At 71.2% G+C, this 20,198-nt stretch carries 15 protein-coding genes; 4 read left to right on the top strand and 11 right to left on the bottom strand.

The features are described 5' to 3' along the window. Window positions 1–9: 9 nt before the first annotated feature. From FHX71_RS01230 to FHX71_RS01210, 5 genes are all read right to left on the bottom strand, one after another. Complete coding sequence (locus tag FHX71_RS01230) at window positions 10–2,808, bottom strand: glycosyltransferase family A protein (protein WP_182614060.1); 2,799 nt, start codon at window positions 2,806–2,808, stop codon at window positions 10–12. A gap of 8 nt (window positions 2,809–2,816) precedes the next feature. Beyond that, complete coding sequence (locus FHX71_RS01225) at window positions 2,817–4,304, bottom strand: hypothetical protein (RefSeq protein ID WP_182614059.1); 1,488 nt, start codon at window positions 4,302–4,304, stop codon at window positions 2,817–2,819. 5 nt (window positions 4,305–4,309) lie between these two features. Then, window positions 4,310–5,569, bottom strand: coding sequence for a UDP-N-acetyl-D-mannosamine dehydrogenase (wecC, locus tag FHX71_RS01220; protein ID WP_182614058.1), 1,260 nt, complete (start codon window positions 5,567–5,569; stop codon window positions 4,310–4,312). Window positions 5,570–5,588: 19 nt separating this feature from the next. Then, window positions 5,589–7,382: a glycosyltransferase family protein gene (locus tag FHX71_RS01215; RefSeq protein WP_246402655.1), complete on the bottom strand. Its 1,794-nt coding sequence runs from the start codon at window positions 7,380–7,382 to the stop codon at window positions 5,589–5,591. Window positions 7,383–7,696: 314 nt separating this feature from the next. Continuing rightward, window positions 7,697–8,665: an LCP family protein gene (locus FHX71_RS01210; RefSeq protein ID WP_246402102.1), complete on the bottom strand. Its 969-nt coding sequence runs from the start codon at window positions 8,663–8,665 to the stop codon at window positions 7,697–7,699. Between the two features lie 274 nt (window positions 8,666–8,939). Between FHX71_RS01210 and rfbA the strand changes: the two genes are divergently transcribed. Further along, entirely contained in the window at window positions 8,940–9,803 is an 864-nt protein-coding gene (gene rfbA, locus FHX71_RS01205; RefSeq protein ID WP_182614057.1) for a glucose-1-phosphate thymidylyltransferase RfbA, read from the top strand. A gap of 25 nt (window positions 9,804–9,828) precedes the next feature. On the opposite strand, the gene rfbD is transcribed toward rfbA, so the two are convergent. Then, window positions 9,829–10,695: a dTDP-4-dehydrorhamnose reductase gene (gene rfbD / locus FHX71_RS01200; protein ID WP_182614056.1), complete on the bottom strand. Its 867-nt coding sequence runs from the start codon at window positions 10,693–10,695 to the stop codon at window positions 9,829–9,831. Window positions 10,696–10,749: 54 nt separating this feature from the next. Between rfbD and FHX71_RS01195 the strand changes: the two genes are divergently transcribed. Next, the gene (locus FHX71_RS01195) at window positions 10,750–11,370 is read left to right on the top strand and encodes a dTDP-4-dehydrorhamnose 3,5-epimerase family protein (protein WP_182614055.1); all 621 of its coding nucleotides are present in this window, start codon (window positions 10,750–10,752) and stop codon (window positions 11,368–11,370) included. Between the two features lie 120 nt (window positions 11,371–11,490). Here FHX71_RS01195 and rfbB read toward each other — a convergent pair whose 3' ends face one another. After that, entirely contained in the window at window positions 11,491–12,486 is a 996-nt protein-coding gene (gene rfbB / locus FHX71_RS01190; RefSeq protein WP_182614054.1) for a dTDP-glucose 4,6-dehydratase, read from the bottom strand. Between the two features lie 3 nt (window positions 12,487–12,489). Then, window positions 12,490–13,656 (bottom strand): nucleotide sugar dehydrogenase, encoded by a 1,167-nt coding sequence (locus FHX71_RS01185; protein ID WP_182614053.1) that lies wholly within the window; start codon window positions 13,654–13,656, stop codon window positions 12,490–12,492. 155 nt (window positions 13,657–13,811) lie between these two features. Here FHX71_RS01185 and FHX71_RS01180 point away from each other — a divergent pair, with 155 nt between their 5' ends. Then, the gene (locus tag FHX71_RS01180) at window positions 13,812–14,612 is read left to right on the top strand and encodes a siderophore-interacting protein (RefSeq protein ID WP_182614052.1); all 801 of its coding nucleotides are present in this window, start codon (window positions 13,812–13,814) and stop codon (window positions 14,610–14,612) included. 64 nt (window positions 14,613–14,676) lie between these two features. Here FHX71_RS01180 and FHX71_RS01175 read toward each other — a convergent pair whose 3' ends face one another. Further along, window positions 14,677–15,216 carry a DUF402 domain-containing protein gene (locus FHX71_RS01175; RefSeq protein ID WP_182614051.1) on the bottom strand — a complete coding sequence of 180 codons (540 nt, stop codon included), beginning with the start codon at window positions 15,214–15,216 and terminating at the stop codon, window positions 14,677–14,679. A gap of 242 nt (window positions 15,217–15,458) precedes the next feature. On the opposite strand from FHX71_RS01175, the gene FHX71_RS01170 reads away from it, so the two are divergent. Next, a complete protein-coding gene (locus FHX71_RS01170; RefSeq protein WP_182614050.1) occupies window positions 15,459–18,188 on the top strand; it encodes a glycosyltransferase in 2,730 nt (909 codons plus the stop codon). An 89-nt stretch (window positions 18,189–18,277) separates the two neighbouring features. Here the strand turns inward: FHX71_RS01170 and deoC are convergent, their stop codons facing one another. Next, complete coding sequence (gene deoC / locus FHX71_RS01165) at window positions 18,278–19,033, bottom strand: deoxyribose-phosphate aldolase (protein WP_182614049.1); 756 nt, start codon at window positions 19,031–19,033, stop codon at window positions 18,278–18,280. Then, window positions 19,030–20,148, bottom strand: coding sequence for an adenosine deaminase (locus tag FHX71_RS01160; protein ID WP_182614048.1), 1,119 nt, complete (start codon window positions 20,146–20,148; stop codon window positions 19,030–19,032). The genes deoC and FHX71_RS01160 overlap by 4 nt, the downstream gene beginning before the upstream one ends. Window positions 20,149–20,198 lie beyond the last annotated feature (50 nt).

Here is a 20,198-nt window from a genome sequence, read left to right as displayed (position 1 = left end):
AGAGGCAACTCATGCTCCAAGATCGACTGGCTGGCGTCCGGACAGGTGCGAACCCACACGCTCCATCAGGGCATCCTCGCCGAAGTGAGCCCGGGAGTACTCCAGAGCCTTCTTGCTCTGCGCCGCGTACGCCTCGGGGTCGCTCCAGAAGCTGTCCACCAGCCTGAGCGCCTGGTCGGGCTCGCAGTACAGGGCGCCCTCGCCGAACGTCGCCTTCATGTACTTCGGCAGGATGACCACAAGACCGCTGGCCATGGCCTCGGCGATCGCCATCCCGAACGACTCGTACCACTCGTCGCCGTGGAAGTAGACCCAGAAGTCGACCTCGTCGAGGAACTCCTGGGCCGGCTTGGCGCCGAAGGGGTACACGGTCCAGCCCTTGACGGGGCCACCGAGCCGCTGCTCCGCGAAGAACGCACCGCCGAGCACGCGGACGTCCCGCGAGCCGTCCTGCGGGTAGACCGTGTTCAGCACGGAAGCCGCGGGCCACTTCTGGATGTGGTCGCGCGAGTGCCGGCCGATCACGGGCCGGCGCTTCTCGTCCACGGAGCGCACGGTTCCATGACCGACCTCCACGATCCCGTTCCAGTCATCCGGGAGGAACCGCGACGGGTCGACAGCGCCCCTGAGGAGACTGCGCAGCAGACCCGACTCAGGTGCGACGCGGGGCGCGACTCCAAAGACCGACTCGGCGTTGTTCAGCACGTCCGAGACGTCGTAGACGGCGCCCGTGAGGTCGGACTCGAACGGCGGGTGGTTGAAGATGACCACCAGGTTCTGGGTCGAGATCCGTGATTGGTCCGGCCGGATGTACTGCAGCACGGTGGGATGACGAACGATCGTCAGGTCGGCTTCGACCGCGTCGAGGGTCGAGACCAGGTGGACGTTGTCGTGCTCCGCCAGGTCCACGAACTCCTTGTGCAGCACGTTCATCGCGCTCAGCAGGGGCGAGTCCAGCTGGAGCAGCGCGACGCGGTAGCCACGCTCGACCAGGGCCGTCACCTCGCGTGCGGAAAGCGACGAGTTGCCGCCCGGGAACCGGAAGTCGGTCGCGTAGACCACGTCGACCGTGAGGACGTCGGTGGAGCTCTTGGCGCCCAGCAGGCCGGCCGGGGCGGCGAACGGCCGGTCGCCCCGGACGTCGGGGCCGACATACATCGGCTGGCCGGACTCGAGTCGCGCCTCGTGCCAGGCACGGTAGATCCGCTGGTACCACATGCGCCGGGTGTCGAAGTAGCCCTTGTTGATCTCGCCCGAGGTCAGCGACTCGGCGCGCACCCGCAGGAAGGAGAGCGGCGACGTCCCGACGACGGGCATGGGCCGGCCGGTGAAGCTCCGGACCCTGTCGTGCATCTCCGCGTCGGCGCTCCGGTTCGCCACGTCCCAGAAGCCGAGCTCGTCGAAGACCGTCCGACGGAACATCAGGGACGAGTAGTTGGGCTGGCTGAACAGCGCGTTGTTGTTGATCCGCACGAACTGCAGCTCCGGCGTCGCCCGCGACAGGAGCGAGAGGTTGGCGGGCTCGTCCGGGTTCTCCTGCAGGTGCTTCACCTGCAGCTCGACCTTCCGCGGGTGCGACCAGTCGTCGTCGTCGTGAACCGTGACGAACTCACCCGTGGCGTACTCGGTCACGGCGATGTTCCGGGCCTTGTAGGTCCCGCGGTTCTCCGGGAGGTGCACGACGGTCACGCGCGGGTCCTGCGCGGCGAGCGTGTCCAGGTAGGCGGCGCTCTCGCTCGGTGACGCGTCATCCATGAGAAGGACCTGCAGGTTGCGGTACGACTGGCCGAGCACGGACGCCAGGGCAGTCCGGATACGTTCGTCCGGTGCGTAGGTCGGCATGATCACCGTCACCAGCGGACCGTCCTCGACCGGGTACGCCGGCACGCACGAGATCCGGTCGATCGCGGCGCCGATGCCCGGCGCGATCCCGATGTGCTCCACACCGTCGACGTCGAAGGCGGCGTTGACGGACTCGAGCCACGTCTGAACGACAGGGTCCGAGTCGTCCTCCGTGCCGTCCCGGAACGGGTTGACCGCGTCCGCACGGAGAAGGTGCCGCTGGACCGGGTCGAAGCGATCGATCTTGAGCAGCCTCGCGTACTTCTCGACGTCCTTGACCCACCGCATGGATGCGAGCAGCTCCAGGAACACGAGGCGATCGGCCCGGTGGAACACGGTTCCGCCGTGCCGCCCCACGACCGCCTTGTAGACCATCACCGCGTCGTACTGGTCGGAGGAGTGGAAGTTCTGCTGGGCCATGACCTTCGCCAGCGAGAGCAGCGGGCGCACCTCGAGCGTCCCGAAGAAGTCGCGCGCCGCCTTCGACTTGTGATCACGCTGAAGCGTCTTGATCAGGATGATCAGCCGTGCGGCGTCGTAGCGGCCGTTCGACGCCGCACGAGCGAGCACGTCCCGAGCCGCTTCCGACCGGTTCTGGAGGGCGTACGTCTCGATCATGCCTGCCCCGGAGAGGCCGACCCGCCGGGCGTACTCGTTGTCCGCCCCGATCTTCCGCACCTTCTCGATCTCGCCACCCGCCAGGGTCGGCTTGACCGGCTGGACCTTGGCGACGAGCTGCTTGGTGTCGGACGTACGGCTGTTGATGGCGTTGATACGGCTCGACTGCTGGCGCTGCTCGCCCCGCACCGCCCACAGCACCCGCCGGTTGAGCACGCCCACGAGGATGGCCGAGAGGACCAGTGCGCCGAGGAACACGTCTCCGTAGGCGCCGGACGAGACACCGACGAACGTCAGCCCGATGAACGCGGCGATCGCCACGGCGACCACGATTCCTGGTCCGGACAACAACTTCTTCACTTCTGCTCAGCCCCTACCCCGTAGAAGAATTCGTGGGCGAGGCCAGGCCGCCCACCGGTCATGGTCATATCGGCAACCATCCGCGCTGCGTCCTGAGCGCCGTTGCCCACGTGGTGGTCGCCGAGGAGGTCCACCATCTGGTGCCGCCGGTCGTCGGCCGACAGGTCTCGGACGGCACGGACGATGTCGTCCTCGGTCTCGGCCAGGTAGCCCAGGCCCGCGCTGGCGGCGGCGGCGGCACGGGCACGCTGGTCGTCGGCGAGCATGTTGTGGTCAGGGACGTAGACGGCCGGCTGGTCCAGCCGAAGGTTCTCGTGGACCGTGTTGTAGCCGGCGGACGTCACACTGAACTCGAACGCCTTGAGCAGCCTGGACATGGGGTACTCGCGCACGATCCTGACGTCCCCACCGTCCCGGTCGGGCGCCAGCGGCGACCGGAAGACGACCGGCACCCACCGGGGACCCAGCTCTCGTACCGCGGCGACCGCGGCTGCTTCCTGCGCTGCACGGCTGCCCAGTGCTCCCGATCCGAGCTGGATCAGGACGTGGTGCTGCGACGGGTCCAGGCCGAGGTGCTCCATCGCAGCGTCCTTCGCCATCAGCCCGTCAGGGTGCACCAGGGTGATCGGGTCGACGAGCTCGATGTCGGGGTCGTCGACCGGAGCTGCGGTCGTGTCCGGGAGGACGGGCCGCTCCGTGGGCACGATCACCTTCGACACGACGTCCCGCCACCCGTGGAGCTGCTCGCGCGGCACAGACTTCTTCCAGAGCCCGCGGCACACCCAGACCAGGGGAATCCCCGCCTCGTCCGCTGCCTCGTGCACGCCCCGGAAGACCTGGACGCCGTCGAAGACGACGGCGGACGGCCGATGAGCGCTGATCTGGTCCCGCATCACCCGGGCGAACCGGCGGTTCCACTCCGCCCACGTCAGACCGGATGCACCCTGGCTCTCGACACGTGTGGTCGGGAAACCGTTCAGCGCAGCGACCTCGGCGGCGGTCGACAACGAGACGAAGACGCTGTCGAACTGCTCGCGCCCGGCGCCGGCTATCGCCATGAGGCGGGTCAGGTGCCCCATCCCGGACCCGTTGCTCGTCACGAAGAGGACCCGCGGCCGGGTCACCTCGCCGGCGGGGCGCTCCAGGTCGGCCGCTGAGGGCGACCCACCACCGCTCTCCGCGGCGCGACGTGCCTGCTCGGATGCGGTCCGTACCGCGCTGAGCGTGGTCGACGCGTACGCCGCACTGCCGGCGAGCGCCTTGACGTCCGTCTCGACGCGGCGCAGACGCAGGGTCGCCACATCGTTGCGACGGACCGACTTCGTCTGCAGGTCGGCCGCCCAGACGAGCACCGCGACGACGAGGGCCGCACCGCCGACCAGGCCCCAGGCGCCGTCGCCCAGCTCGAGCAGGACCAGGCCCAAAGCAGCCACGACGGCGTAGGCCACGTGCCTGCGGTCCAGGACCGGTCGGAGCCACTGCATGGCAGTCACCGGTGCAGACCCGCCGTCATTCCCCGCGTGTCGACAACGTTCTTCCCCGCGAGCCGCTCCACGACCGACCGGAAGACCGTGTGGTCCACGAGCAGCAGGTGCGCATCGGCGGTGTCCACCGCCTCCTCGGTGCCCGCCAGCCGGACGTTCGCCAGGCCGGCGAGCTCCGCCGGAAGCTCGTCCACGTGCGGTTCGACGGCCAGCACCGTCGCGTGCGGGAAGGTCCGCGCGATCTCGGTGGTGATCTCCATGGCCGGCGACTCACGCAGGTCGTCGATGTTCGGCTTGAAGGCCAGCCCGTAGGCGGCGATCACCGGGTTCGGCACGCCGAGGTCCGCGACCGCGTCGACGACCTTGTGCAGCACCCAGCGCGGCTTGGCGTCGTTGACCTCGCGCGCCGTCCGGATCAGGCGTGCCTCCTCGGGCGCCGCGTCCACGATGAACCACGGGTCGACGGCGATGCAGTGCCCGCCCACACCGGGGCCGGGCTGCAGGATGTTGACCCGCGGGTGGTGGTTGGCGAGCCGGATGAGCTCCCAGACGTCGACACCCAGCTTGTCCGCGACGAGCGACAGCTCGTTGGCGAAGGCGATGTTCACGTCGCGGAACGAGTTCTCGACGAGCTTGGCCGTCTCGGCGGTCACGGCGTCGGTCAGCAGGATCTCGCCCTGGCAGAACACCTGGTACAGCTCGCGGGCCCGCTGCGCGGCCTCGGGGGTCAGGCCGCCCACGATGCGGTCGTTGGTGACCATCTCGACCATGATCCGGCCGGGCAGGACCCGCTCGGGGCAGTGCGCAAAGTAGACGACGGGCCGGTCGCCCGAGGCGTCGAGGCTGAGGTCGGGCCGCTGGTCCAGCACCCACTCCGCCATGCGCCGCGTGGTCCCGGGCGGGGAGGTGGACTCCAGGACGATCAGCTCGCCGCCGCGCAGCACGGGCGCGATCGCTCGCGCCGCAGCCTCGATGTAGGAGAGGTCCGGCTTGTGGTCGTCCATGAAGGGGGTGGGCACGGCCACGATGTACGCGTCCGCCGGCTCCGGCGCCGACACGGCACGCAGCCGGCCGGAGGAGACCGCATCTGATACGTATCCGGCCAGGTCGGGCTCGACGAAGGGCACCTGGCCGCGGTTCACCGCGCCCACGGTCGCGGAACTCACGTCGACGCCCGTCACCGGGACGCCGTTGGCGGCGAGGATCGCGGCCGTGGGCAGGCCGATGTACCCGAGGCCGACCACCGCGACGGTGCTGATTCCCATGAGCTCTCTCTTCCTTGCGTCAGAACATGACGTGCGTCGCCGCACGTCCGAAGTGCTGGACCTCGCCGCTCGCGAGCAGCTCGGCGTCGCTGACCGTCCAGGAGTGCCCGTCCACGGCGGACCGCACCTGGACGAAGTTGAACCGGTCGGCGGAGTAGACGGTGCCGCCCGCCTCGACGAGGTCGGCGAGGAACGCCGTGTCCTCGCCGCGTTCGAGCGCCCGGAACCGCACGCCGTCGGCGGCCGCGCGGGCGGCGACGATCGTCGGTCCCATCACGCGGTCGGTGTACCGGTGCTCCCGGTCGGCGAACCGCAGGATCGTCGCGTCGGAACCCTCCAGGTACATGTAGTGCGCCTGCTTGCCCACCACGTCCGCGCCCGAGTACGCCAGGGCGTAGAGCTGGTCGGAGAGGTACTGCGGGCCGTACAGGTCGTCGTCGTCGATCTTGGCCACGACGTCGCCGTCGGCCGCGTCGAGCAGCAGGTTCAGGCAGGCGCCCAGCGGCACGTCGGACGGCGCGGTCAGCAGCTCCAGCGTCCCGACGCCCGCCTCCTTGGCGCGGGCGCGCAGGTCGGCGTCGTCCGTCTCGAAGCCGTGCGTCAGGAGCGCGACCTGCAGGTCCACCGCCTGCTGGGCCCCGAGAACCTCCAGGACGTGGTCGAGCTGGTGCGGGCGGTTCGTGGAGACCAGGGCGGTCACGCTCGGCCGGGGGACGACAGGAGAGGTGACCAGCCCGGCGTCGTGCAGCACCTTCTGCGAGCGCGTCGCATAGGTGTGCTCGCGCCAGATGCGGCGCTGGCCCTTGTGCACCGCGCGGTCGCGCAGCTCCGGCGAGCGGACGAGCGCCCGGATCGTGTGCGCACCGGCCTCACGGCTGCCGGCGACGAAGACCTCGTCGCCCGGGAAGTACTCCCCCACGGCCGCGCTCGGCGTGGAGACGACGGGCGTGCCGGAGGCCGTGATCTCGAAGATCCGCCGTGCGCACATGGACGGCGAGCCGACCACGGAGTTCACGTTGAGGAAGACCTTGTACTCGCGGTAGGCGGTCAGCATGCGGTCGTAATCGAGCGAGCCGACGACGCGGCCGTCGAGCGGGGCCGGGAACTGGTACTTCTCGTCCTTGCCCCGGAACCGGCTGAAGATCTCCAGGCCGTGCTCCATCTTGGGCGAGACGTCGAGCGCCGCACCGAGCAGCAGGTCCATCTGCTCGCGCCGCTCCGGGTACTTGTGCGCGAAGTACATGCCGGCGAACGCGACGTCACGCTCCGGGCCGCGGCCGTGCAGCCGCACCGGGTTGTGGATCGCGGGCTGCGCGGCGAACTCCAGCACCCCGACGCGGTCGTGCCCGAGGGCCTCGACGTAGGCGGGCAGGCGGTCGACGTCGGTGGTGTAGACGCGGTCGAACAGCCGGGCCGTGTCGAGGAAGTCCTCGAAGTGGACCGGGTCCTCCTTGTTCCAGAACACCGTCGGCACACCCGCCGCGCGGCAGGCCTCCACGAGCTCGACGAACGCGGGTCGCGGGGCCGACGTCCCCGTCAGGTGGTACTGCCACGCGCCGCCGTTGCCGTTCCACGCGGACTCCACGAAGAGCAGGTCCAGGCCCGCCGCCAGGTCGTCCCGCCAGGTCTTCGGGGTCAGCGCCACCTGGTGCCACTCGGGTGCGAACGCCAGCCGCGAGAAGTCGTCCAGGACGACGCCGACGCGCAGGTCACGCGGTCCGTCAGCCGCCAGGCCGGACACCGGCCGGGCCGGCCACGGGTCGAACGTCAGGCCGTCCTTCGTCCGGCGCGCACCGCCCACCTGGCCGGCCATCGGGACGCGCTGCCTGCGCAGATACGTGCGCAGCTGGTCCATCCCGCCGTGCCGGAGGTGCCACGCGGCGCGACGGAGCCGGAGCACCACGCCTGGCGCACGATCCTTCACGGCAAGAATGTCCTTGTCTGCCCGAAAGCAAAGTGTGAGAAGGGCACCCGCCAGGCGCGAAAGGTAAGGTGCCGGAGTTCGGGATGCGCCATTGGTGACCTGATGCTACAAGCGGCCGATACGCCTCAATTGCCGATAGCGGGTGAAAGGAGCGCAGATTCACCCGGGCAATTATCGGGACGGCCAAAACATCACCCGCTCGACTACTCCACGACGTCGGACAGCATGTCGATCCCGCCCGGGTCCTGCGCCAGGTAGGCCGGTAGCTCGTCCCGCGCCACCGCCGCCATGAGCGGGTCGAGCGCCTTGCGGTCGAGCAGCACGATGGACTGCCCGTCGTCGCTGCGGCCGGTGCCCGCGTAGGGCGCGGTCAGGAACGTGATGTTGTTCGTGGAGAGGTCCTTGGCACTGACCGCCAGCTCCAGCATCTTGTCGACGGTCAGGTCCGGGTCGACCGCCACGGCCTTGACCGCCGCCTCCAGGAACTGGGACATCTTCAGCAGGTCGCTCTTGTCCTCGGTCGCCTTCGTGGCGATGGCCCGCATCCAGGCCTGCTGCCGCTGCACGCGGTCGAAGTCGCCGTTCGCGAGCTCGTACCGCTCGCGCGTGAACTCGAGCGCCTCCGCGCCGTTCATCTTTTGCTCCACCGAGCCGCCGGCGCCGTCGGGCACGTTGATCTCGACGCCCCCGAGGGTGTCGGTGAGGGTCGTGAAGGACTCGAAGTCGCTCACCGCGAAGTGGTCGATCCGCACCCCCGTCAGCTCCTCGACCGTCTGGATCAACAGGCCCGGGCCGCCGTAGGAGAACGCGGCGTTGATCTTGCCCTCGCCGAAGCCGGGGATGTCCACCCACGAGTCGCGCGGGATCGAGATCGCGGCGGCCGACTTCCGGTCGCCCGACAGGTGCAGCAGCAGGATCGCGTCGGTGCGCTGGGCCCCGTACTCCCAGGCGGACGGGTCGCCCGCCGAGATCCGGCTGTCGGAGCCGAGCGCCAGGATGTTGACCGGCGCGGCGATGCCCTCGACGGGCGCCGGCGCGGGGCGGGACGCGTCGTCGATGTCGGCGAACGGGTCCTCGATGCGCTCGATCCGCTCGTCGAGGGAGATCTTGTAGCCGAAGAAGGCCATGGCCCCGCTGGCGCCGACGAGGACCAGGGCACCGACGACCACCATCGCGACGAATCCCTTGCCCCGGCGGCGACGACCGCGCGCAGGGGTCGGCTCGGGTTCGGCGGGGCTCGGGGCGGTGAGGAGGTCGCTGACTCCTTCGGGTCCATGCATACCCACGTGACTACCTCGCGAGAGGCCCGCGCCGCATCACCCCGGGCAAGAGATCACCCGGCATTCACCCCGCGCCCGAAGTGTCCCAAAAAGCCCCGTGGTCGCCTTTCGGCGCCCACCGGGTTTCAACCCCACCGGCCGCGCCAGGCATGGGAAGATCCGGCACATGCGCGGAATCATTCTGGCCGGCGGCTCAGGAACGCGGCTGCACCCGATCACCCAGGGCATCAGCAAGCAGCTCGTTCCCGTCTACGACAAGCCGATGATCTACTACCCGCTCTCGACGCTGATCCTGGCCGGGATCGACGACATCCTGGTCATCACGACCCCGCACGACGCCGAACAGTTCCATCGGCTCCTCGGCGACGGCTCCCAGTTCGGCATCTCGATCAGCTACACGACACAGCCCTCGCCCGACGGCCTCGCCCAGGCGTTCGTGCTCGGCGAGGAGTTCCTCGGCGACGAGTCCGTCGCCCTCGTGCTGGGCGACAACATCTTCTACGGCCCCGGCCTGGGCCAGCAGCTCACCCGGTTCGCCGACCTCGACGGGGGCGCGGTCTTCGCCTACCGCGTCGCCGACCCCACCGCCTACGGCGTGGTCGAGTTCGACGAGCACGGCACGGCGCTCTCCCTGGAGGAGAAGCCGGCCCACCCCCGGTCCAGCTACGCCGTACCCGGCCTGTACTTCTACGACAACGACGTCGTGGAGATCGCCAAGAACCTCAAGCCGTCGGCGCGCGGCGAGTACGAGATCACCGACGTCAACGCCGAGTACCTGAGCCAGGGCCGGCTCCAGGTCGAGGTGCTGCCCCGCGGCACCGCCTGGCTCGACACCGGGACCTTCGACTCGCTGCTGGAGGCCTCAGACTACGTCCGCACCATCGAGCGGCGGCAGGGGCTGAAGATCGGCGCCCCGGAGGAGGTCGCGTGGCGCCGCGGCTTCCTGTCGGACGACGACCTGCGCACCCGGGCGGAGAAGCTCACCAAGTCGGGCTACGGCACCTACCTGCTGGGCCTGCTGGAAGCCTGACGTCGGGGGCCGGGGCCCGACCCGCTCAGGCCAGCACCACCGGCGCCGCGGTCTTCCAGCGGTCCGCCCAGTCGCCGATCGGCTCCACACCGACCTCCCGGAAGCGGTCGTGCCCCAGCACCGAGAACGTCGGCCGGGGCGCGGGAAGCTGGTAGGCGGCGCTCGTCGTCGGGTCCACCGGCGTCGTCAGCCCGGCGGCCGCCACCACCTCGCGCGCGAACCCGTGCCACGTCACCCGGCCCGACGACGTGCCGTGGTACAGCCCGCCGGGCGCGCCCGCGGCGAGGAGCCGCACGACGAGGTCGGCCAGGTCGGCGGTCCAGGTGGGCTGACCGGTCTGGTCGTCCACGACGCTGAGCCGGTCGCGCTCCCCCGCCACCCGCGCGATGGTCTTCGGGAAGCACTTGCCGCCCGCGCCGTAGAGCCAGGCCGTGCGGACCACCAGGGCGTCGGGGGCGAGCGCGCGCACTGCCCACTCGCCGGCCGCCTTGGTGCGCCCGTAGGCCGAGCGGGGGTCCACCGGCGCGTCCTCCGCGTACGGCTCGGTCGCGACGCCGTCGAACACGTAGTCCGTGGACACGTGGACCAGCCGCGCGCCCGACGCCGCGGCGGCGCGCGCGAGGTGCGCGGGTCCCGTCGCGTTCGCGGCGAACGCCTCGGGCTCGTGCGTCTCGGCGTCGTCGACGGCGGTCCAGCCCGCGCAGTTGACGACGACGTCGTGGCCCGCCACCGCGTCGAGCACCGCCGACGCGTCGGTGATGTCGACGTCGGACCGGCGCAGGCCGGTCACCTCGTGCCCCGCCGCCCGGGCGGCGTCCACCATGTCCTGGCCGAGCATCCCCGCCGCGCCGAAGACCACCCACCGCTGCACCGTGCTCTGTCCGCTGGTCACCCTAGGATCCTAACCAGGGCCGCAGGGCCGACGACGAACCACGCGAGGAGCCTCATGGAGTACCGCGAGCTGGCAGTGCCCGGCGCGTTCGAGATCACGCCGAAGCAGTTCGGGGACCCCCGCGGGCTCTTCCTGGAGGCCTTCAAGGCCGGCCCGTTCGCCGACGCCGTCGGGCACGCGTTCGACCTGCAGCAGGCCAACTGCTCCGTCTCGGCCGCCGGAGTGGTCCGGGGCGTCCACTTCGCCGACGTGCCGCCCAGCCAGGCCAAGTACGTCATGTGCCTGAGCGGCGCGGTGCTCGACGTCGTCGTCGACATCCGCGTGGGCTCGCCCACCTTCGGCACGTGGGACGCCGTCCTCCTGGACGACGTCGACCGCCGCGCCGTCTACCTGTCCGAGGGCCTGGGCCACGCGTTCATGTCCCTGGAGGACAGCTCGACGGTCCTGTACCTCTGCTCAGCCGGCTACGCCCCGGGCCGGGAGCACGGCATCCACCCCCTCGACGAGGACCTCGCCATCGCCTGGCCCACCACGGCCCGCGACGGCACCCCCCTCAAGCCGCTCCTCTCGGACAAGGACGAGGCGGCCCCCACCCTCAAGGAGGCCGAGGCCCAGGGCCTCCTCCCCACCCAGGAACAGGTCGACGCCTTCCTCGCCCTCAACCCGCCGAAGTAGAACCCTGGCGAGATAGAACCCTGGCGAAGTAGAACCGCAGCGAGATAGAACCTCAGCGTGTGCTGCGGTTCTATCTCGCTGCAGTTCTATCTCGCTGCAGTTCTACCTCGGCGGGACGAGCTACTGGCCCGAGGCCGCGTACTTGGCCTCCGTCAGAGCCTTCGCCGGGCGCCACCATGGCTCGTTCTCCCGGTACCAGCCGACCGTCGCCGCCAGCCCCTCCCGGAAGTCCGTGTACCGCGGCGCCCACCCCAGCTCGCTACGGAGCCGGCTCGCGTCGATCGCGTACCGCAGGTCGTGCCCGGGCCGGTCGGTCACGTGGTCGTAGTCGTCAGCGTCCCGCCCGAAGATCTCCAGGAGGGTCCGCACCACGTCGAGGTTGTTGGTCTCGCCGTCGGCCCCGATCAGGTACGTCTCGCCGATGGTGCCCTTGTCGATGATGGCCCAGACGGCGCTGTTGTGGTCCTCGACGTGGATCCAGTCGCGCACGTTGAGGCCCGCGCCGTACAGGCGGGGGCGGACGCCGTCGATCAGGTTGGTGACCTGCCGCGGGATGAACTTCTCGATGTGCTGGTACGGCCCGTAGTTGTTCGAGCAGTTCGAGATGGTCGCCTGCACGCCGAACGAGCGGACCCAGGCCCGGACCAGCAGGTCGGAGCCCGCCTTGGTCGAGGAGTACGGCGACGACGGGTTGTACGGCGTGTCCGCGGTGAACCGGTCCGGGGTGTCGAGCGGCAGGTCGCCGTAGACCTCGTCCGTCGAGATGTGGTGGAACCGCACCCCGTGCCTGCGTACCGCCTCCAGCAGCGTGAACGTGCCGATCAGGTTGGTCTGCACGAACGGCGACGGGTCGTTCAGCGAGTTGTCGTTGTGCGACTCCGCCGCGAAGTGGACCACCAGGTCCGCCTCCCCGACGAGCCGGTCCACGAGCGGCGCGTCGGTGATGGAGCCCTCGACCAGCTCCACGCGGTCCGCGACGGGGTCGAGCGACGTGCGGTCGCCCGCGTAGGTCAGCGCGTCGAGCACCGTGACCTGGGCGTCGGGGCGCTCACGCACCGTCTGGTGGACGAAGTTCGCACCGATGAAGCCGGCACCGCCGGTGACCAGGACGCGCATCGGTCAGTCCCGTCCGTAGATGTCGCGGGTGTAGACCTTGTCGGCGACGTCGTCCAGGGCCTCGGTACGCCGGTTGGCGATGATCACGTCCGCGCGGGCCTTGAACGCGTCCAGGTCGCGCACGACCTCGCTGGAGTAGAACTCGTCCTCTTCGAGGGTGGGCTCGTGGACGATGACCTCGATGCCCTTGGCCTTGATCCGCTTCATGATGCCCTGAATGGACGAGGCCCGGAAGTTGTCCGACCCGGACTTCATGACCAGCCGGTACACGCCCACGGTCTTCGGCTCGCGGCGCAGGATGTCCGCGGCGACGAAGTCCTTGCGGGTGGTGTTGGCGTCCACGACCGCGTTGATCAGGTTCTGCGGCACGTCGGCGTAGTTCGCCAGGAGCTGCTTGGTGTCCTTGGGCAGGCAGTACCCCCCGTACCCGAAGGACGGGTTGTTGTAGTGCGACCCGATCCTCGGGTCCAGGCCGACGCCCTCGATGATCTGCGCGGTGTCCAGCCCGTGGGTGGCGGCGTAGGTGTCCAGCTCGTTGAAGTACGCGACCCGTAGCGCGAGGTAGGTGTTGGCGAACAGCTTGATCGCCTCCGCCTCGGTCGGGTCCGTCAGCAGGATCGGGACGTCCTTGGACAGGGCGCCCTCCAGCAGCAGGTCGGCGAACTGCTTGCCACGGGCGGACCGGTCACCCACCACGATCCGGGAGGGGTGCAGGTTGTCGTACAGGGCACGACCCTCACGCAGGAACTCCGGGGAGAACACGATCGCGGCCCCGGGGTGCTCCTGGCGCATCCGCTGCGTGAACCCGACCGGGATCGTCGACTTGATCACGATCGTCGCCTCGGGCGTGGTCGCCAGGACGTCCGTGATCACGGTCTCCACCGAGGAGGTGTCGAAGAAGTTGGACTCCTCGTCGTAGTTCGTCGGCGTCGCGATCACCACCACCCCCGCACCCGCGTACGCGGCGTTCTTGTCCAGGGTCGCGGTCAGGTTCAGGTCGACCTCGGCGAGGTACTGCTCCAGCTCGGTGTCCACGATCGGCGACTTCCGGTCGTTGACCAGGGCTACCTTGTCCGGGTCCACGTCCAGGGCGACGACCTGATGGTGCTGCGCGAGCAGGACCGCGTTCGACAACCCGACATACCCCGTACCGACAACAGCGATCTTCACGACCAGGCTCCTGACAGAAGAGTTCGACAACGGGCCAATGGTAGGCACGTGGCGCAGCGCTAGCGGCGTGTCCGGAGGGGGCCGCACCGACGTTTCAGCCAGTGACGCACGCCACACCGGCGACCGGACGCACGCGAGGTTAGGCTTGCCTCACCATGTCTCAGACCTCCAGCGCCCCCACCGACCGGCCCCGCAGGGGCACCCGCACCACGGCGACCGTCACGGCGGTCCGGCAGCTCACGCCGCACATGATCCGGGTGTCGATCGGTGGTGAGGCGCTGGCCGACGTCGACCCCACGCCGTTCCCCGACCGCTACATCAAGCTGGTCATGGCCGAGCCGGCCGAGCCCGAGGGCCGACCCGTGCTGCGCACCTACACCATCCGCACCGTGACGGAGTCCGGCTGGGACATCGACATCGTCACGCACGGCGACGTCGGCTACGGCGGTCCCTGGGCGCAGCGTGTCCAGCCGGGTGACGAGGTCGCCTTCGTGGGCCCGGGCGGCGACTACGCCCCGTCCCCCGAGGCCCCGTGGCACCTGCTGGCCGGCGACGAGTCCGCCCTCCCGGCCATCGCGGCCGCGTGCGAGGCCCTGCCCGACGGCGCCGTGGCGCACGTCTTCGTCGAGGTCGCCGACCCGTCGGAGGAGCTGGAGATCACCAGCGCGGCGAACCTCCACCTCACCTGGGTCCACCGGTCCGCCGGGGCGCACCTCGCCGACGTCGTGCAGGCCGCCGAGCTGCCCGACGGCGCACCCCACACGTTCCTGCACGGCGAGGCCGGCTGCGTGCGCGACCTGCGCCGCTGGGCGCGCGGGACGCTGGGCGTGCCGCGCGAGCTGCTCTCGGCGTCGGGCTACTGGCGCCGCGGCCGGGACGACGAGCACTGGCGCGCCGAGAAGGCCGACTGGCGGGCCGCCGTCGAGCAGGACGACCTGGTGCTCGCCGCGCACTGAGCGCTTCCCGCCCACGGGCGGGCCTGCGGGCCCGCCGGTGAGCGCGCCCCCGCGGCTTCGGGCCCTACAGCCCGTCGAGCACCGCGAACCAGCGGTCCGCCGTCGCGCCGTCGTAGGGCGGCTCCCCCGCGCTCACCGCGGCGAGCAGGGCGTCGGCGTCCGCGCGCACCTGCGCCACCACGGACGCCGGGTACCCGTACCGGACGGTGTGCTCGGCGAACTCGTCCTCGTCGTCGACGAAGAACTCGCCCTGCGTCCGGGCCCGCTCGGTACCCGGCTGGATCGCCAGCACGTCGAGGTCCATGTCGACGGCGGAGACCTCGAAGGCCGGGCGGCGCCCGTGCCCGCCGTCGGGCACCGCGCGCCACTCGGGCACCGTGGCGAGGTCGATGTAGAGCAGCACGCCCCGCGGGTGGCCGCGGTAGAGGTCCGCGACCCAGCCGCCCTCGCCGAAGAGGACGACGCCGGGGTTGCGTGTGCGGTACTCCCGCCCGGGCCGGCTGAACCGGATGCCGGTCGGGTAGCCGAGCCACACGCCGTGCTCGTCCCGCCCCAGGTACCGGGCGTCGAACCGCCAGTGCGGGGTGCCGTCCCACTTGCGCATGCGACAGCCCACGAGGGTGCCCGGGACCGTCGGCAACGAGGCCGGCTCGGGCGCCGGCCGAGGCACCGGCTCCGACGCCGAAAAGGCCTGGTCAGCAGGTTGTTGCGCAGACATGTCCGGGAGCCTACCCAGTCGTCGTCGGGGCGTAACCGGAGGGCACTACGCTCTGGCCACCGTCGGCACCGCGCGCATGCCGGGACGACGGTTCTCCCGCTCAACCGTCGACCCCACGAGGAGTCTTCATGTCCCCTGCAAGCCGCCGTCTCGCCGCGTCCGGTGAGACTGCGCACCAGGTCCCGGCCGCTGACGAGATGATCGCCGAGGCGCTGCTCACCGCCACGACCGACACTCTGCACAACCCGCACCCGGACAGGCCGGGCCCCTTACCCGACGCCCGGCCCCTGCAGATTCCCGACCAGGAGTCCTGGGCCCTGGCCAAGGAGCCGAACCGGCAGCCGCGCGAGGTGTGGTCCGCCCCGGACCGCGCCGCGGACCGCCCGTTCCAGGAGCGCCCCGAGCCCCTCTCCGGCGACGCGCTGGTCACCGCCGCGCTGCGCCGCGGCCTCCCGGTCGACGAGGCGGTCACCACCTCCATCCGCGCGGCCGGCCGCCTGGACACGAGCCAGTGGCGGTCCCTGTGCCACTCGCTCATGGCGCACCCCGAGACGCGCCGCGCCGGGGTCGCCGGCGCCGCGCTGGTCGCGCAGCGCGTGGGCCTGCGCGAGCTCGCGTGGGACCTGCTGCGCCAGCTCGGGCCCGACGACGCCGCCCGGCTCGCCCCCGCGGAGTACCTCCGGGCGGGCATCGCCATGGCCAGCCCCGACGTCGCCCGGACGGCGGCCACCTGGGTGCGGCACGGCGCCGTGACCGACGCCCCGGTGCTGCTGGAGCTCGCGAAGGTGCTGTTCATCGCCGACGAGCCCGCGCTGGCGGCCGAGGCGCTCGACGCCGCCCGGCACGGCGCCGGCCTGACCGAGCGGGTCCAGGACTCGATCGAGTACCTGGCCCCCTGGATCGAGAAGGCGCTCCGGCCCGCGGCCCCCGCCCGGGTCCCGACCGGGCACGTGTCGTTCGCCGTGCTCGACTACAAGGCCCCGGACGAGAACGTGTCGTCCAGCAACATCGGCGACACGGTGCAGACCATCGCGAGCCTGGGCCACCTGCTGCGGCACGAGGGCCTGCGCCTGCACGGCGACGACGCCGTCGCCGGACCCGTGCGGCAGCTCGCGAACCGGGTGCGTCCCGAGCACGTGCTGGCCGGGCCGGGCGCCGACGTGGAGCTGACGCTGGTGCAGCGCGACATCACGCGGCTGGACGCGGTGCCGGAGAACACCTGGATGCTGGCGTTCGGCTGGTACATGCACAGCCAGTTCGACCTGCGGTTCGACTTCCCGTTCCACGAGAACCTGCAGCCGCTGTTCGTGTCGTTCCACCTCAACAAGCACGCCGTCCTGACGCCCACCGCGGTCGACTACCTGCGGGCCCACGGGCCGATCGGCTGCCGGGACTGGACCACGGTGCACCTGCTGCTCAACGCGGGCGTCCCGGCGTTCTTCAGCGGCTGCCTCACCACGACCATCGACACGGTCTTCCCGGCCGGCTTCACGCCCGCGCCCGCCGGGGCGCCGTCGGTCTACGTGGACACGCCCGTCCCGGAGCACGACGCCGGGGCGGACACCGTCACGCACCTGTACCCGGCGGTGCGCCACCACCCGTTCGCCCGGAACGTGCACGACGCCGTCGGCCTGCTCGACTCCTACCGTGAGCGCTACTCGCGCGTGGTCACGTCCCGCCTGCACGCCTTCCTGCCGGCCTGGTCCATCGGGGCCGACGTCGACTTCCGGCCGCGCAACGACGCCGACATCCGGTTCGCCGGGCTGCTCGACGCCGACGAGGCCGACCGGCGCGCCATGCAGGACCGCATCCGGGACGCCGTCGCACCCGCGATGGCCAAGATCCTCGCCGGAGCCTCGCGGGACGAGGTCTACGCGACCTGGGCCGCGACGGTGGCCCCCGAGGTGGAGCGGGCGCTGGTGGTGCACGCCGCGCCGGTGGCCGCGCCGTCGGGCACCTGCGACGTGGACGGCATCGTGGCGGGAGTGCGCGCCACGCGGACGGTCGTGGAGGCCGTCGCGCCCCGGGCCGGGACGGGCACGACGCTGAACGTGGCCGTGGCCCTGGACGGCAACCTGCGCTCCCAGATGGAGGTGGTGGTCGCCGGGGTGGTGCGGCACACGGACCGGCCGGTGCGGGTGGTCGCGCTGACGCGGGACCACACGGCCCCGGACCACGAGCGGCTCGCGGCGCTGTTCCCCGAGGTCACGTTCGAGTGGTACGCGTGCGACGGGATCGACTACGGGTCCGTGCTCGGCATGCTCAAGCACATCACGGTCGCGACGATGGACCGGCTGCTCCTGCCGGAGCTGCTGCCGCACCTCGACCGGGTGCTCTATCACGACCTCGACGCGCTGTGCGTGGACGACGTCGCCGACCTGTACGACACCGACCTCGGCGGGGCGCCCCTGGCGGCCCGGCCGTCGATCTCGTACAACTACCGGCACGGCGTGGGCAACGTCATCCGGTCCACGCGGCTGCTGAAGCACGACCCGGCCGCCGCGCGGGACCTGGTGCGGGCCATGATGAGGCGGCACCGGTACGGCTACCAGGGCTTCAACGCGGGCATCCTGCTGCTCGACCTGGAGGTCATGCGCGCCGACGGCTTCACCGCCGAGTTCGTGCCCTACGCCGAGCGCTACGGGCTCAACGACCAGGACGTGCTGAACGCCTACGCCGGGTCGCGGTACCGGGTGCTGGACGCCCGGTGGAACGCGTGGCCCACGCAGGAGCTCGTCACCGAGCCCGGCCTGATCCACTGGGCCGGCCCGGTCAAGCCGTGGCACGACGACCGCTACATCCTGCTCAAGGAGCACTGGGCCGCGGCGGAATCGTGGCTCTCGGCCCGCCGCGCCTGACCGGAACCGGAGGATCGCTGGTCGAGCTTGTCGAGACCATGGTCTCGACAAGCTCGACCAGCGGGTGTACCGCTCGACCCGCGGGTGCGTCAGTAGGTGTCGGTCGAGGCGGGCGCCGGGGTTCCGGCGTCCTGGTCGAAGCCCGCGAGGACCGAGGCCGTGCCCGAGAGGCCCAGGCGGGTGGCGCCCGCCTCGATCATGGAGAGCGCCGTGTCGAGGTCCCGGATGCCGCCCGAGGCCTTGACGCCGAGCCGGCCGCCGCCCGCGGCGCCGACGGTGCGGGCCATGAGCGAGACGGCGTGCACCGAGGCACCGCCGGCCGGGTGGAAGCCCGTGGAGGTCTTGACGAAGTCGGCACCGGCGGCCTCGGCCGCCTTGCACGCGCCGACGATCTGCTCGTCCGTGAGCGCGGCCGACTCGATGATCACCTTCAGGATGCGGTCGGTCTGCACGGCGGCGCGGACGGCGGCGATGTCGGCCTCGACGACGTCGAACCGGCCGGCGCGCGCGGTGCCGACGTCGATCACCATGTCGACCTCGTCGGCGTCGTCGGCCACGGAGCGGGCCGCCTCGAACGCCTTGACGTCGGTCATGTGCTTGCCCGACGGGAAGCCGCACACGGTCGCGACGGCGAGGCGCCCGGCGGCGACCTCCACGGCGAGCGAGACGAACGACGGCGAGACGCACACCGAGTAGACGCCGAGCCCGGCGCCCTCCTCGACCAGGGCCGCGACGTCAGCGGCCGTGGTCTCCGGCTTGAGCAGCGTGTGGTCCACGAACGCGGCGAGGGACGCCTTGTCGCGCGGCACCCGGGCGGGCTGCGGCGCGTGGGTCTGAACGGTCATACGAGGGCACCTTCGACTTTCTGGAATCCGGGCATGACGACCTGGTCGACCAGGTCGCGTCGCTCGTCGTGGTGCATGAAGGCACCCCAGGCGGCGGTGACGGTGACGTCGACGAGGTCGTCGATCGTCCAGCCGGCCTCGTCGACGAGCAGCTTCATCTCGTGGGTCATCGACGTGCGGGACATGAGGCGGTTGTCCGTGTTGAGCGTGACGGCGAAGTCCAGCTCCTTGAGGCGGGTGATCGGGTGGGCCGCGATCGACTCGGCGACCCCCGTCTGCAGGTTCGACACCGGGCACAGCTCGAGCGGGATCTGGTGGTCGCGCACCCAGTGCGCGAGGCGGCCGAGGTCCGCCGCGTCGTGCTCGCCGCCGGTGACGAAGGCGATGTCGTCGATGATGCGGGCGCCGTGGCCCAGGCGGTCCGCCTGCCCGAGGTGCACGGCCTGCCCGATGGAGTCGAGCCCGGCGGCCTCGCCGGCGTGGATGGTCACGGGGACGTCGTGCTCGGCGAGGAAGCGCCAGATGCCGAGGTGGCGCGACGGCAGGAACCCGTCCTCGGGCCCCGCGATGTCGAAGCCGACCACACCGCGGTCGCGGTAGGCGACGGCGAGGTCGGCGATCTCCTGCCAGCGGTCCGCCTGGCGCATCGCGCCGACGAGCTGCCCGACGCGGATGATGTGGCCCTCGGCCGCTGCGGCGGCGATGCCGTCGTCGATCCCGGCCTGCACCGCCTCGACGGTCTCGCCGAGCGACAGCCCGCCGGCCAGGTGCTGCTCGGGCGCCCAGCGCTGCTCGGCGTACACGACGCCGTCGGCGGCGAGGTCGAGCACGGCCTCGCGGGCGACCCGGGCCAGGTTGTCGGCCGTCTGCATGACGGCGATGGTGTGCCGGAAGGTCTCGATGTACCGCACCAGCGAGCCGGAGTCGGCCGCGTCGCGGAACCAGGCGGCGAGGGATTCGCTGTCGGACGCGGGCAGCTCGTGCCCGGCGGCGTCCGCCAGCTCGAGGACGGTCTGTGGCCGCAGGCCCCCGTCGAGGTGGTCGTGGAGCACAACCTTGGGCAGGGCGCGGATCAGCGCCTCACCGGGGCGCGCCCCGTGGTCTTGCGTGGTCATGCTGACAACCTACCGCCCACCGCCGACACCCGGCCTCAGCGGGGACCCGG

The organism is Promicromonospora sukumoe, from assembly GCF_014137995.1.
Taxonomy (GTDB): domain Bacteria; phylum Actinomycetota; class Actinomycetes; order Actinomycetales; family Cellulomonadaceae; genus Promicromonospora; species Promicromonospora sukumoe.
Note: the sequence above shows the minus strand (reverse complement) of the source record. Positions and strands in the feature narration are given on the sequence as shown.

Coding starts and splice junctions, on each gene's coding strand:
- FHX71_RS01170 (WP_182614050.1), top strand. CDS start 15,459: ATGTCCCCTGCAAGCCGCCGTCTCGCCGCGTCCGGTGAGACTGCGCAC.
- FHX71_RS01175 (WP_182614051.1), bottom strand. CDS start 15,216: ATGCGCAAGTGGGACGGCACCCCGCACTGGCGGTTCGACGCCCGGTAC.
- FHX71_RS01195 (WP_182614055.1), top strand. CDS start 10,750: ATGGAGTACCGCGAGCTGGCAGTGCCCGGCGCGTTCGAGATCACGCCG.
- FHX71_RS01160 (WP_182614048.1), bottom strand. CDS start 20,148: ATGACCACGCAAGACCACGGGGCGCGCCCCGGTGAGGCGCTGATCCGC.
- wecC (WP_182614058.1), bottom strand. CDS start 5,569: ATGGGAATCAGCACCGTCGCGGTGGTCGGCCTCGGGTACATCGGCCTG.
- deoC (WP_182614049.1), bottom strand. CDS start 19,033: ATGACCGTTCAGACCCACGCGCCGCAGCCCGCCCGGGTGCCGCGCGAC.
- rfbB (WP_182614054.1), bottom strand. CDS start 12,486: ATGCGCGTCCTGGTCACCGGCGGTGCCGGCTTCATCGGTGCGAACTTC.
- FHX71_RS01210 (WP_246402102.1), bottom strand. CDS start 8,665: ATGGTGGTCGTCGGTGCCCTGGTCCTCGTCGGCGCCAGCGGGGCCATG.
- rfbA (WP_182614057.1), top strand. CDS start 8,940: ATGCGCGGAATCATTCTGGCCGGCGGCTCAGGAACGCGGCTGCACCCG.
- FHX71_RS01215 (WP_246402655.1), bottom strand. CDS start 7,382: ATGGCCGGCCAGGTGGGCGGTGCGCGCCGGACGAAGGACGGCCTGACG.
- FHX71_RS01225 (WP_182614059.1), bottom strand. CDS start 4,304: ATGCAGTGGCTCCGACCGGTCCTGGACCGCAGGCACGTGGCCTACGCC.
- FHX71_RS01180 (WP_182614052.1), top strand. CDS start 13,812: ATGTCTCAGACCTCCAGCGCCCCCACCGACCGGCCCCGCAGGGGCACC.